Here is a 12,460-nt window from a genome sequence, read left to right as displayed (position 1 = left end):
CTTCGGGGGACTACTTCTTTTTGTCCTTCTTCTTGCCTTTCTTCTTATCCTTCTTTGTAGACGAGGCCTCTAGCTTGGCAGCTACATCCGGTACGTAGCGGAACTCTTCGCGGTCTGGGCGCTCGTAGGTCTTGCCATCGGAATCGGGACGGTGTGGGATCTCCGGCAGCTCGCGCTCGATCTTCTCGTAAGGGATGGTATTGAGCAAGTGCGAAATGACGTTGATGCGCGAGCGCTTTTTATCCTCGGACTCCACGGTGTACCACGGTGCGGTCGGGGTATCGGTGTGGATGAACATGGCATCCTTGGCGCGGGAATAATCCTCCCAGCGAGTAATGGATTGGAGATCCATGGGGGAGAGCTTCCAGCGGCGCAGCGGATCATTGCGGCGGGATTCAAAGCGCTTAATCTGCTCTTCATCAGAGACAGAGAACCAGTATTTGCGCAGGATAATGCCGTCTTCCACAAGCATCTGCTCAAAGGTGGGAGCCTGGTGCAAGAAGCGGACGTATTCTTGGTCGGTGCAAAAGCCCATGACGCGCTCAACGCCGGCGCGGTTGTACCAGGAGCGGTCAAAGATGACGATTTCGCCCTTGGTGGGCAGCTTTTCTACGTAGCGCTGGAAATACCACTGGCCCTGTTCGCGCGAGTTCGGGGCCGGAAGCGCCTCGATGCGGCAGGTGCGGGGGTTGAGGTACTGCGTGATGCGCTTAATGGCAGAACCCTTGCCGGCGGCGTCGCGGCCTTCCATGATGATGACCACGCGGGCGCCGGTCTCAACAACCCACTGTTGCATATCGACGAGCTCTGCTTGCAACCGCTCGAGCTCTTTTTCGTAGGCCTTCTTATTCAGCTTCTTAGGGGATGTGCTGCTTTTGGTGCTCATTCTTCCAGCTTAACGGCTTGGTGGCACTATCTAGAAAACTGGTGTGCCCTCGTTGGAGTGAGAACCCAGCCACAGCTTGTGCGGGGTATATGCAGCAGGCTTAGAGGCCGGGCTCGCCGTAGCGAGTGGTATTAGAAATATGGCCGAGCCCTTCGACGTCGATGGCTACCGTATCGCCATCCTGGAGGAATTGTTGCGGGTCGCGGGCAAAACCAACGCCTTCGGGCGTACCGGTCACGATGACATCACCGGGGTTGAGGGGATAGAGCTGCGAGCAGAATTCGATGAGCTCAGCGATGGAAAAGATGAGGTCATCAGTATTGTCCTGCTGGCGCACCTCGCCATTAACCGTGGTGGTAAGGCGCGCGTTACCACCTGGCGCCCATTCATCAGGGGTAGTGAGCCAAGGTCCAAAGCCTGCGGTGCGGTAAAAAGACTTGCCTGCGTGGAATTGGCTGGTCTGGCGCTGAAAATCGCGCAGGGTGTAATCATTCATGATGGCATACCCCGCCACGTAATCTAGTGCATCCGCGCGGGTTACGCGGTGCGTGCGCTCGCCGATGACCACCGCAAGCTCACCCTCATAGTCCAGCTTCTGGGTAGCGTATTCGGGGATATAGACGTCATCGAAGGGGCCGGTCAGGGCATCGGCGAACTTGATAAACAGCGTGGGGTGCTCGGGAAAGTCGCGGCCCATTTCCCGGATATGCTTGGCGTAATTAAGTCCTACGCAGATGATTTTTCCTGGCGTTGGGACGACTGCTTCTAAATCATGCTGATCAAAGACTATCGGCTCGCCAGATAGTTGTGCGGCCTTGCGCCAATCTTCGCTGCGCAGCAGCGCCCCTACGTCTTCGTAGTCCAGCTCCACACCCACATTATCGCCTTCAATGCGGATTGCGGAGGTGCCGAACGCGGTGCGAAGAGTAGCCAATTTCATGCCAGCTAGTCTAGCGCACTCCTTATTTCTGCTACCGCGTCAGCGCAGAGGCTGGGGATCTCCACCTTTTCTTGCTTGGACCACGGCTTGAGCACAAACGATGACGGATCCATCCGGCCTGGCGGCCTTCCGATGCCGATGGAAAGACGCTGATAGTCCTTAGTACCGAGCGACTTCGTAGTAGAGCGCAGACCGTTGTGCCCGTGATCGCCACCGCCTTGGCGCAATTTCACGGTCCCGAAGTCGAGCTCTAATTCATCGTGCACCACCACAATATCTGCGGGTGCCAGATGGAAGTACTGGGCGAGTGCCTTGATCGGCCCACCAGACAGGTTCATAAAGGACCGTGGTTTAGCGCAGATGACCTTGCGGCCGGATAGCATTCCTTCCGCGACCTCGGTATTCGTCTTCTTATGCACCGAAAAGCTGCTCATTAATTCACCGGCGAGCTCATCCGCAACGTCGAAGCCGATGTTGTGCCGCGTGCCGGAATATTTCGGGCCAGGATTGCCAAGGCCTACTACGAGTAGTGGAGTCACTGCATTATTGTCGCATAGATTGAAATTCTATTGGAAATACAAACCTATGCGGCACTGAATATGAACTTGAGTAGTAAGCCCAGAATTCGTGAACTTGCCGGACAAGATTTATAAAACCATCTATAAAACCACGACATCGCCGTGAGCAGCAATGCTCACGGCGATGTGTGCTTGAGGGGGTGAGAAATTACTCCTCGGAATCGTCGGATTTGGAGGACTCGCCCTCTTCGTCGACGGAGTCGGCACCAGCGTCGGCTCCGCCTTCCTCAGCAGCCTCAGCGGCCTCTTCGAGCTCCTCGTCAACCTCAGGCAGGGAGATGGAGAGGATAACGGTCTCTGGGTCTGCCACCAGGGTAGTGCCTTCCGGCATGGTGATGTCGGCGGCGGTGATGACCTCGCCGTCCTCGAGGCCCTCGATGGACAGCTCGATCTCTTCCGGAATGCTCAGTACGTCAGCCTCAACCATGAGGACGTCTGCGTCCTGGATGTGCATGGTGCCCGGTGCGGACTCGCCGGTCAGGGTAATCGGAACCTCAACCTCGACCTTCTCGCCGCGCTTAATCAGCAGCAGGTCAACGTGGTCGATGTCCATGGTGAGCACGTTCTGGTCAACGTTCTTGACCATGGTCAGGTACTGCTCACCCTCGATCTCGAGCTCCAAAACGGCGTTGACACCGTTGTTGCGAACGAGGGACTGGATGTCCAGCAGGGGCACTGCGAAGTGTACTGGCTCCTGGTCGCTACCGTAGATTACGCCGGGAACTTTCCAGTCGCGGCGCAGGCGGCGGGCGTAGCCCTTGCCAAAGACGGTACGTGGTTCTGCTTTAATGATTGGGCGCTCTGCCATGATGCAATCTCCTTTGTCGGTGTAGTGCGGCGAGGCTATCGAAGTTATAAAAACGACGAAAGCCTGCCGATGAACGTCTTGGACGAGTCATCGCAGGCGTCAATAAAAGCAACATGCTCTAACTTCAATCGCGTCGATAACGGCTTCCCAATTTTTGAGTCGCCCTCGCCGAGACTGAGTTAGATTAGCATCTCTCGGTCGATGAAACCAAAACCCGCCCCGTTAGTCTTCCTTCGCGCCCGTCCCGCCCGTCGCGCCCTTCGCGCTCACCGGCGGCGCGTATGACTGTAGCTCGGGTTGCGCGGTGAGCGCGAGGGGAGGGTGGGGAGAACGGCAGGCGGTAGTGCGGTAGTGCTTGCGTATACCTGCGACGCCCTTGGCGCTCACGGGGATGGAAAACACCGACACCCCGCCGTTCACGGTGAGTGCGAAGGGCGGGGTGTGAGGTGTAGTGCGATCGGTGGAACGCTTATGCGCGGTCGAAAAGGGTAGTTACAGAACCGTTTTCGAAGATCTCGTGGATGGTTCGAGCCAGCAGTGGGGCGATGGACAGGACCTTGAGGTTGGACCAGCCTTCGGTGGACTGCGGCAGGGTATCGGTGGTGATGACTTCCTCGGCACCGCACTCGGACAGGCGCTCGCGGGCGGGGTCAGAGAATACGCCGTGGGTACAGGCGATGATGACCTTCTTTGCGCCCGCTTCCTTGAGCACGCGCACGGCGCCGGCGATGGTGCCACCGGTGTCAATCATGTCATCGAGAAGCACGCAGTCCTTGCCCTCAACTTCGCCCACAACGCGGTTGGAGACCGTCTTATTGGCCTCGGTATTCGAGCGGGTCTTGTGCACGAAGGCCAGCGGGGCATCGCCCAGGTCGTGGGCCCACTTTTCGGCGACCTTCACGCGGCCGGCATCGGGGGAGACGACGGCGATGTTATCGGTGGCGTACTTGGACTTGATGTAGTCCGTCAAGATGGGCTGGGCGTGCATGTGATCCACTGGGCCGTCGAAGAAGCCCTGAATCTGGTCCGTGTGTAGGTCCACCGAGACGATGCGGTCCGCACCGGCTGCCTGCAGGAGATCTGCGACCAGGCGGGCGGAGATGGGCTCGCGGCCCAAGTGCTTTTTATCCTGACGCGCATATGGGTAGAACGGCAAGATCGCGGTGATGCGCTTGGCGGAACCACGCTTCAACGCATCGATCATGATGAGCTGTTCCATCAGCCACTTATTGAGCGGCTGGGAATGCGATTGCATGACGAAGCAGTCAGCGCCGCGCACGGATTCTTCGAAGCGGATGAAGATCTCGCCATTGGCGAAGTCCCGGGCGGTGGTAGGAACCAAATCGGTGTTAAGTTCCTTTGCCACTGCCTCTGCCAATTCTGGGTGTGCGCGCCCAGAAAAGAGCTTCATGTTTTTGCTACTACCAGTTACCTTGCCAGTCATAGGAGAATATGCCCCTTTACTTTTCGTTGTCCTGTGCACGGGCTGCGGCTTCTGCCGCTGGGGTGCCCGGACGCTTCTTTTCAACCCAGCCTTCGATATTGCGCTGTTTGCCACCGGAGACTGCGAGTGCTCCCGCGGGAACATCGTCTTTAATTACTGTACCCGCACCGGAGTACGCGCCATCACCGACATTGACTGGAGCGATAAACATCGTATCCGAGCCGGTGCGCACGTGGCTGCCAATGGTGGTGTGGTGCTTGTTCACACCGTCGTAATTGACGAAGACAGAGGACGCACCGATATTGGATTCCTCGCCCACGGTGGCATCACCAATATAGGTAAGGTGCGGCACCTTGGTACCGCGGCCGAGCTCGGCATTTTTCGCCTCCACGAAGCCGCCGAGCTTGCCGTCTTCGCCCACGATGGTATTCGGGCGAATAAAGGTAAAAGGCCCAATCTTGGCGTTGACGCCGATGACGGAATCGCTGCCGTGTGTGCGGACCACGGAAGCGCCTGTACCAATCTGCATATTCGTCAACGTGGAATCCGGGCCGATCTCGGCATTATCGGCGATGCTCGTCGCACCCCATAGCTGAGTGCCGGGGTGGATGGTGACATCGGTGCCGATGGTGACATTAACGCCGATCCAGGTGGTCTCTGGATCGACGATGGTGGCGCCACCGCGCATGGCCTTTTCCACCATGCGGCGGTTGAGCTCGCGGCCGGCAGCGGCCAGCTGCACGCGGTCATTGACGCCGGCTAGTTCCTGTGGATCCGCGGCCACGTGCGCACCCACGCCATGCCCGGCGGTGCGGGCGATTTCGAGGACATCGGTAATGTACAGCTCGCCCTGCGCATTATTGGTATCAAGCTTGGTCAGGGCATCGCGCAATGCTGCCGCATCGAAAGCGAAAACACCGGAATTGACCTCATCAACCAGGCGCTGTTCTTCGGTGGCATCCTTGTGCTCCACGATGGCGGACACAGACCCATCCGTGTCGCGAATGATGCGGCCATAACCGGTGGGATCTGCAAGGCGCATGGATAACACCGTGACCGCATTGCCTTGAGCGGTGTGGGTATCGCGCAGCCCCTCGATGGTTTCTGGGGTCAAAAGCGGCACGTCACCATTGGTAACGATGATGGTGCCTTCGAAATCAGAAATCGGGGAAATCCCGCAGGACACGGCATGGCCGGTACCGCGCTGTTCATCCTGCACGGCCTGCACGATCTCACGGTCTAGCTCATTCGAAATCTTTTCTACGACGGGTGAGACCTGCTCGCGCTGGTGGCCCACGACGGTCACGAGATGGTCCGGATTGATTCCCGCCGCGGCGTGCAGCGCGTGTCCAAGCAGCGTGCGACCGCCAATTTCGTGCAAAGTCTTTTGCTTTGTGGATTTCATGCGCGTGCCGGCACCCGCCGCGAGGACGACGACGGCACTTGGAATAGTTGCTTCCACGGTCAACAAAACTCCTGGGGGTTGAGTTTGATTAGTTCTTCGGGCTTCATCTTATAGTCCCTATTTCAACTATGTGCGAGAAACCTCCTTAAGGCTGCCCGCGCGCCACACTCCAATAAAGCCAACGAGCGCCAAGAAAATCAACGCCGCTTCTGGTCCCGCGAGAGCAATGACGGAGGAAATACCACCCATGATGAGCAAAATGATGCCCATCATTGTATTCGCGGCACCCACGTACTGCGTCCTTTTATCGCCGCCCGCCATATCCACCACGTAGGTCTTTCGGGCCACGCGGACTGCCGTATGCGCGAGGTTGACAGCAAAGAAGCCGAGAGGCATGACCCAAGCATTCACGGAGTCTGGGGCCCAGTGGGAACTAGCCACGATGAGCAGAATGATGACGGAGGAAATGGCCGCACCAGCCGCCATAGTGTTCTTGGAGGATCTATCCGAAAATATGCCAGAAACGCGCCCGCCTACGAGCGAAGCCAGGCCGGAGGCAAGCACGAAGCCGTAGATGCCGGAAAGGTCATCGTGCAGCAGTATGATAAATGCGGTAGAAAGCGCCGAGACCAGCAACAGAGCGCGAACGATGACGAAGTTGCGGAACTGGGCATCGCCAGTAAAAAGCTTCCAGGTATCTGACCACCAGCTCTTATCGATGCCTTCTTGTTCCCCCTCCGGCACTGGCTCTTCCACGTGCGAAAATACCCACGTGGCAATGCCCCAAGTAGAAGCGCCGACCAATAAAACGATGCCCATAGTGGAAATCGTGAGATCCCCCAAGAGGAATAAGATGACACCGGCCAGCAGGGTGGCCCCGCCGCCCAAGGCCGCTGCGGATCCGGTGACCCGGCCGCGCTGGCCCTTGGAAATCGTGCGCGCCTGCACGTCCTTGCCGGCGATGGAACACAACGCGCGGAACAGGGAAAGCGCCGCCAGGGCGAGAAGCACGACCACGCCCAGCCATGCGCCGCGGATAAAGAATGCGGCAAGGGCAATCACGGCGGCGGAGATGGCTTGGCCGGTCGAGCCGATCATCCACAGGCGCTTGCGGGCGCGGTGCGTGGTCACCCAGGGGGTAAGAGCGGCCTGCGGCAGCATGGAGCCAGATTCCCGGATAGGGGTAAGCAGGCCGGTAAAGAAGGCGGGGACGCCTGCCGCATTAAACAGCGCTGGCAGCACCGTTTTGGAAGCAACGATCTGGTCGCCTAAATTTTGCAGGCCATTGGACCAGATGAAGTACCTAGCATTTGAGTTAGACATGAAAGAACTTTCGAGATAACCGAGACAAAGCGGGATAACACTGTAATCCGGTCAGAAGAGACCGTCGATCAACTTTACTCGCTTCCTACCCCTGGAAAGGGCGAAACCGCTGCGATCGGCTATGTTCAGTAGTTGTTATGCATGACGTGGATCCCCTCATCAACACGATGTACCAGGCCTTCGATCTGATCGGAGTGGCCTTGAACGGCATCATCGGTGGCACGATTGCTCGCCGCCGCGAATTCGACATCGTGGGATTTATCTTCCTCGCCTTATTTTCCGGCCTGGCTGGCGGCATGATCCGCGACATGCTTATCGATGATGGCCCTGCCGCCGCTATTTCAGATCCTTGGTACTTGGGCCTTGCCTGTGCCGGGGCGCTGACCGCCTTCCTCATGGAGCTGAAGGGAAAGGCGTGGGAGATTTTCCGCGAGCACGGCGATGCCATCATTTTGGGTATGTGGTCTACCACCGGTTGTGTGAAGGCACTGGCTGCGGGTATGCCCATGATCCCGTGCGTGTTTTTAGGTGTCTTAACCGCCGTCGGCGGGGGAATGGTCCGCGATGTCGCCTCTGGACAAATCCCGTCCATTTTTGGCGGCAGCCCCCTCTATGCGGTGCCTTCTATCGTCACAGGCATCGTCATGGTGACCTTTGCATCCAATGACCAATTCGCCATGGGGATGGTGGTTTCCCCAATCATCGGCAGTGGCATGGCCATCATTTCCTACTGGCGGGGATGGGTCCTGCCCCGCGCCGGAGTCGCGCCAGTGAACTACACCGCGGCACAGGTGGCCGCGATTGCGAAGAAGGCGGAGCTAAAAGGCTTTCGCCGCGGTCGGCGCAAACGCTAGCGGTTTAGACGGCGCGTAGGACCGTACCGTGGCCGACTTTAAGGCAGGTTGGTGACGATGGCGATGATGACAAGGATAATAAGGACAAGAACGCTCCACCTAAGGAACGGATCCTTGGTTAGGGGCAATGGCTTCTGGGAATCGTCATCACCAGGTTCCGGGGTAGACGTGGAGTGTGGATCGGTCATGGCAGGAATCCTTTCGAGTGCAACATTGCCGCAATGCTAGTGAGGGCGACTATAAGCGTCGCCCTCAAGCAAGAGCAAGGTCCCTCGGCGGAGTTGCGCTAGTACCCTGTGGGGTACGACTACAGATTATCCACTGCGTACTGTGCTTCTTCTGCGGTGAATTTTTCACCGTATTCGCTGACGAGTTGGTCATAGATAGCATTGGGTGACATGCTCATCGTTTCTTCGTAATCGCGGGCCGTTTGAAGAGCATTATCGTGGTAGTCCGCTTCCAAATTATCAATGGCGTACTGGGCGGCTTCCGGGCTGAATTGTTCGCCGTACTCGCTGCTGAGCTGGTCGTACAATCCCTGCTTGGACATGTGCATGGTATCTGAGTACACCTTGGCACTCTTCAAAGCATTCTTGAATTCGCGCGGGACATCTTGGTCTTCGCTTCGTTCTTCTGGCTGATTGTCGTGCTCATCGCGAGCATCGTCGTCCGCGTTTATTTCTTGGGCTTCTTCCTCCGGGGCGGCCTCTACAGTGCCTTGCTGGGTGGTCTGGTCCGTAGAGCTTTCGCTGGTTTTATCGTCGCTACCGCCCATATTGGCGATGATGGCGATAATGATGAGGACACCGATGATGATTGCGCCCCACTTGAGGCAGCCGCCCTTTTTCTTTTGGGGCTGCTCAGAAGCCGGCTGCCCAGCTGCTGGTTGACCAGCCGGTTGAGAATTATCGGAATAGGGGGATGGAGAGGACATGGTGTGGGTTCCTTTCAAAGTGAGTGAGAGAGGGAAAGAGGAAAGTTTTCCGACATTGGCTGCAAAAGCGCAGCAGTGGTCGAGAGCGATTAGCGCAGCGGATCCTTGGCAACGGACGGTACTGTCTTGAATATCTCCCAAATCAACGACAATGTTGCAGGAATAGAACTCTCGGACTGGAGTGCCAAATCCATTGGGAAAATCAACGTGGCCGAAGGCGTGGTATGTACGTGGCGATTCAGTTATTGAATCTGCCGACTGGATATCAATATCTTCTGGAAAACTGACTCCACCGGGGTACTTGGCACGGCGGGTTACATCCTCGCGGCATTTGTCTAAAGCGGCCTCAGTGTCTTGGGCTTCGCTTATTTTCAGCATGGAAAAAATAAAGGCCACAAACACCACGAGGGCGGCCCCAATAAACAATAGCCAGAACCAACCACCGCTTTAAAAGCGGCTTTTCCACGTTTGCTGATGGAAGTGGCGCAGGAGTTTCAAGGGAGGGAGACGAGTAAGGAGAGTTGTCCAACGCTTTGGTCTTTCGGAAGAGAGATAATGAGTGATTATTGCCGATGCACACCCCCAGCATCTGGCTGTAGTGTGAAGTAGCAATGGTTTAACTAAATCAACTGGTTCGGACATAAGTATGCAGGCGAGCAAGGAAAATCGCCTATGTGTACGAAAATTGTAGATTGCCTTGACTTTCCTTGGCTTAAAGTAGGGTAAGGAAAAGATTTCTATGAGAGTGGACGTAGTAATTATTGGTGGCGGATTCGCGGGCACTTCTGCGGCTATTACCTTGGCTCGCGCGAATCGGTCTGTCGCGTTAGTGGACTCAGATCAGCCACGCAATAGGTTTAGCGAGCATTCCCACGGAGTTTTAGGATTCGAATCTGCATCGCCTGTTCAAATGCTGGAAAGTGGCCGCCAAGAATTTCAATCGTTCGGCGGAGAGGTCATCCCTGAAACTGCGAAGTCGCTTATGCCTGCTGAGGACCACTCGCATAGGTGGAAAACCGAATTGGAAAGCGGCGACGCCATTTACTCGAGCCATGTAATCGTAGCTACAGGTATCACTGACAAATTGCCGGACATCCCTGGCCTTGAACAGTTGTGGGGCAACCGGGTCTTTCACTGTCCTTATTGCCATGGTTATGAGGCCAAAAATAAGAACCTGGTCGTTATTGGTGGTAAGAACCCTCCATTTACTTTCCGTATAACGAAGCTGCTCACTAAGTGGACGGATCGAGTGACTTTCTATCCACATGGGCTGGAGCTTTCCCAGGATGAAAAACGCCTTATGGAATCGCTAGGAATCACAATTGAACCTAATTCGGTGCAAGGGGTTAGAGAATCTGAACGCTTTGATGGCGGCGTAGTACTTGACGTTGGGCAGAAAAAGAAGGAATACGAAGCTTGTTTTACCGGTCCCGAATTTGTTCCTAATGACTCACTACTTAAGCAAGCCGGATGCGCTGTAGAACACGGTTGGGTTAAAGCGGACTCTGGGATGACGTCACTGGAGGGTATTTGGGCTGCAGGAAATGTCATAAGCTCCCCAGACCAAATGCCGCAAGCCATGGGCGCTGGAGCCGCCGTTGCCATTAAGGTGGATCAGAAGATGTTTGATGAGGATATCTCCGGCTGAAGGATTTATACTTTTGTTGCTCATGCTGGAGATTGGATAGTGGTGGCTTCTCCTCAAAGAACAAACAAGTGGTGAACCGAGATGCGTTGGGAGTCCTTGCTACCCGATTTTTCGAGGGGGCTATCTTGTGTGGGCCATTTTTCGCTAGCATGTGATGATGCGCTTTTCCTACCTGGCTGTCCCTACCGTGACAGCGTGTTTATTGTTAGCGGCTTGCTCGAATCCAGATAGTGGGGAGACGAATCAGGCTGCGAATAGTTCCGACTCTGCGTCGACCTCCAGTGCCGGCGCACAGTCAAAGGCGGCGAGCGAACAGCACACGGAGATTCCGACCGCAGATGCCGATGCGGCGCAGCTACTGGCGGGGATGACTATTAGCAATCTCGTCGATAAGCAATCGCAAGAGGTGGCCCGCACTGCGCTTGCCGGTGCCGGAGTGCCACAACAAAGCATCGATGGCTTTTTTGAGCTGGTAGACGAATACAACACTGCTGTACCGACGGACAGCATGGTGACCGAAGGCTTCGCGGAGTACAGGAAGCAGGACCCAGAATACGATGTGGAGGCCATTTCAAAGGCGTGGAATGACCACCATGCGGATTATGTGGGTACCAATTGCCGCATCAATACCTTTACCCTGGCGGATTCGCTCTTTTCCGTTGATGACCAGGACAACCCCAATGACTCCTTGTTGTTCCTAGACCAACAGTCCCTAGACAACGCGCCGGATCAAATCTTTGATGAAGCCGAGCGCGCCAAGTTTGAGGCCTTCTATGGGAATGTGGAAACTACCATGGAGCAAGATCCCGGACAGCACATTGCCGATATCAAGGCTTATTTTAAAGACCGCGGCATCGAGTTTGCGGATACAGATGCCCGAGTGGTGTCGGTATTCTCGCACGATACCTTGACAGAACCGGCCACGCTTTTCATCGGGCATACCGGCGTTGCCGTGCCGTATGAGGATGGCTACCTATTCTTGGAGAAGCTTGCCTTCGACATGCCTTATCAGGCGGTGACGGTGAAGGATATGCAGCAGCTTAATGATTACCTGATGCATAAATACGATGACGGCCCCGATCTGGAATACGGCCAACCCATTATCTTTGACAATGACGACGTGATAGAAGGAATGCGCTACGCCAAGAAGTAAAAGGGCAGTTTAACCCTGTGTGACAGTAATCAACTGCTTCCCGTTAAGAGACACGTGACGTTTAGTAGCTAAATCACGGCGGAATAGTTCGAATACTCGCGGCGGGAAGTACTTTCCCGCCTTTTCCGAACAGTTGCTGCATATTCAGGCGTCAGTGGGTGATATAGGAACCTTGGCAGTTGAATTCTTCTTTTTAAGCGATGCGCGGTCTAAACTGTCAGATGCGAGTTTTTGGTACCGGTGTTCTGGGGACCCGGTACTGTCGTGTTCTGGGTAGTTGGTACTGGGGCCGGGCCGACTTCGTCGGCCCGGCTGTTTGCTTTATTTGTCCGGTTCTATTGGGGCGGTGGCTTTGCGCATGTCAGTGGACCTGACCCCCAGATGGTGGACACCTTGAAACCAGCATCTCGCTGGGAAGTGAGGTACCTTTCCACCATGCCACGCAAGACCTACACCGAGCAGTTCAAGCGCGACGCAGTCTCGTTGT

General features: G+C 55.9%; 12 protein-coding genes. 3 read left to right on the top strand and 9 right to left on the bottom strand.

What is annotated here, in order from left to right:
• Window positions 1–10: 10 nt before the first annotated feature.
• The 7 genes from ppk2 to MHX65_RS05225 form a co-directional block, all read right to left on the bottom strand.
• Window positions 11–886 (bottom strand): polyphosphate kinase 2, encoded by an 876-nt coding sequence (gene ppk2, locus MHX65_RS05255; RefSeq protein WP_239269142.1) that lies wholly within the window; start codon window positions 884–886, stop codon window positions 11–13.
• Between the two features lie 100 nt (window positions 887–986).
• Window positions 987–1,826 carry a fumarylacetoacetate hydrolase family protein gene (locus MHX65_RS05250; RefSeq protein WP_239269141.1) on the bottom strand — a complete coding sequence of 280 codons (840 nt, stop codon included), beginning with the start codon at window positions 1,824–1,826 and terminating at the stop codon, window positions 987–989.
• Window positions 1,827–1,831: 5 nt separating this feature from the next.
• Window positions 1,832–2,365 carry an aminoacyl-tRNA hydrolase gene (pth, locus tag MHX65_RS05245; RefSeq protein WP_239269140.1) on the bottom strand — a complete coding sequence of 178 codons (534 nt, stop codon included), beginning with the start codon at window positions 2,363–2,365 and terminating at the stop codon, window positions 1,832–1,834.
• Between the two features lie 187 nt (window positions 2,366–2,552).
• Window positions 2,553–3,212, bottom strand: coding sequence for a 50S ribosomal protein L25/general stress protein Ctc (locus MHX65_RS05240; protein WP_239269139.1), 660 nt, complete (start codon window positions 3,210–3,212; stop codon window positions 2,553–2,555).
• Window positions 3,213–3,681: 469 nt separating this feature from the next.
• Window positions 3,682–4,656: a ribose-phosphate diphosphokinase gene (locus MHX65_RS05235; RefSeq protein WP_005279993.1), complete on the bottom strand. Its 975-nt coding sequence runs from the start codon at window positions 4,654–4,656 to the stop codon at window positions 3,682–3,684.
• A gap of 16 nt (window positions 4,657–4,672) precedes the next feature.
• Window positions 4,673–6,118: a bifunctional UDP-N-acetylglucosamine diphosphorylase/glucosamine-1-phosphate N-acetyltransferase GlmU gene (gene glmU, locus MHX65_RS05230; protein ID WP_284771799.1), complete on the bottom strand. Its 1,446-nt coding sequence runs from the start codon at window positions 6,116–6,118 to the stop codon at window positions 4,673–4,675.
• Between the two features lie 69 nt (window positions 6,119–6,187).
• Window positions 6,188–7,384 (bottom strand): MFS transporter, encoded by a 1,197-nt coding sequence (locus tag MHX65_RS05225; protein WP_239269138.1) that lies wholly within the window; start codon window positions 7,382–7,384, stop codon window positions 6,188–6,190.
• Between the two features lie 137 nt (window positions 7,385–7,521).
• On the opposite strand from MHX65_RS05225, the gene MHX65_RS05220 reads away from it, so the two are divergent.
• The gene (locus tag MHX65_RS05220; protein ID WP_239269137.1) at window positions 7,522–8,238 is read left to right on the top strand and encodes a trimeric intracellular cation channel family protein; all 717 of its coding nucleotides are present in this window, start codon (window positions 7,522–7,524) and stop codon (window positions 8,236–8,238) included.
• Between the two features lie 38 nt (window positions 8,239–8,276).
• On the opposite strand, the gene MHX65_RS05215 is transcribed toward MHX65_RS05220, so the two are convergent.
• Both MHX65_RS05215 and MHX65_RS05210 read right to left on the bottom strand, forming a co-directional pair.
• Window positions 8,277–8,426, bottom strand: a complete 150-nt coding sequence (locus MHX65_RS05215) for a hypothetical protein (protein ID WP_239269136.1) — start codon at window positions 8,424–8,426, stop codon at window positions 8,277–8,279.
• Between the two features lie 119 nt (window positions 8,427–8,545).
• On the bottom strand, window positions 8,546–9,172 hold the full coding sequence (locus tag MHX65_RS05210) for an Ltp family lipoprotein (protein ID WP_239269135.1): 627 nt from the start codon (window positions 9,170–9,172) through the stop codon (window positions 8,546–8,548).
• Between the two features lie 739 nt (window positions 9,173–9,911).
• Here MHX65_RS05210 and MHX65_RS05205 point away from each other — a divergent pair.
• Both MHX65_RS05205 and MHX65_RS05200 read left to right on the top strand, forming a co-directional pair.
• A complete protein-coding gene (locus MHX65_RS05205; RefSeq protein WP_239269134.1) occupies window positions 9,912–10,820 on the top strand; it encodes an NAD(P)/FAD-dependent oxidoreductase in 909 nt (302 codons plus the stop codon).
• A gap of 367 nt (window positions 10,821–11,187) precedes the next feature.
• Window positions 11,188–11,973 (top strand): DUF4300 family protein, encoded by a 786-nt coding sequence (locus MHX65_RS05200; protein WP_239269133.1) that lies wholly within the window; start codon window positions 11,188–11,190, stop codon window positions 11,971–11,973.
• The last annotated feature ends 487 nt before the right edge of the window (window positions 11,974–12,460 follow it).

This window comes from Corynebacterium sp. ACRPS (genome assembly GCF_022346005.1).
GTDB lineage: Bacteria > Actinomycetota > Actinomycetes > Mycobacteriales > Mycobacteriaceae > Corynebacterium.
The sequence above is the reverse complement of the archived record's forward strand: the minus strand, read 5'-3'. Positions and strand labels throughout refer to the sequence as shown.

Coding starts and splice junctions, on each gene's coding strand:
- MHX65_RS05200 (WP_239269133.1), top strand. CDS start 11,188: ATGACTATTAGCAATCTCGTCGATAAGCAATCGCAAGAGGTGGCCCGC.
- MHX65_RS05210 (WP_239269135.1), bottom strand. CDS start 9,172: ATGTCCTCTCCATCCCCCTATTCCGATAATTCTCAACCGGCTGGTCAA.
- MHX65_RS05250 (WP_239269141.1), bottom strand. CDS start 1,826: ATGAAATTGGCTACTCTTCGCACCGCGTTCGGCACCTCCGCAATCCGC.
- MHX65_RS05225 (WP_239269138.1), bottom strand. CDS start 7,384: ATGTCTAACTCAAATGCTAGGTACTTCATCTGGTCCAATGGCCTGCAA.
- MHX65_RS05215 (WP_239269136.1), bottom strand. CDS start 8,426: ATGACCGATCCACACTCCACGTCTACCCCGGAACCTGGTGATGACGAT.
- ppk2 (WP_239269142.1), bottom strand. CDS start 886: ATGAGCACCAAAAGCAGCACATCCCCTAAGAAGCTGAATAAGAAGGCC.
- MHX65_RS05220 (WP_239269137.1), top strand. CDS start 7,522: ATGCATGACGTGGATCCCCTCATCAACACGATGTACCAGGCCTTCGAT.
- MHX65_RS05235 (WP_005279993.1), bottom strand. CDS start 4,656: ATGACTGGCAAGGTAACTGGTAGTAGCAAAAACATGAAGCTCTTTTCT.
- MHX65_RS05240 (WP_239269139.1), bottom strand. CDS start 3,212: ATGGCAGAGCGCCCAATCATTAAAGCAGAACCACGTACCGTCTTTGGC.
- MHX65_RS05205 (WP_239269134.1), top strand. CDS start 9,912: ATGAGAGTGGACGTAGTAATTATTGGTGGCGGATTCGCGGGCACTTCT.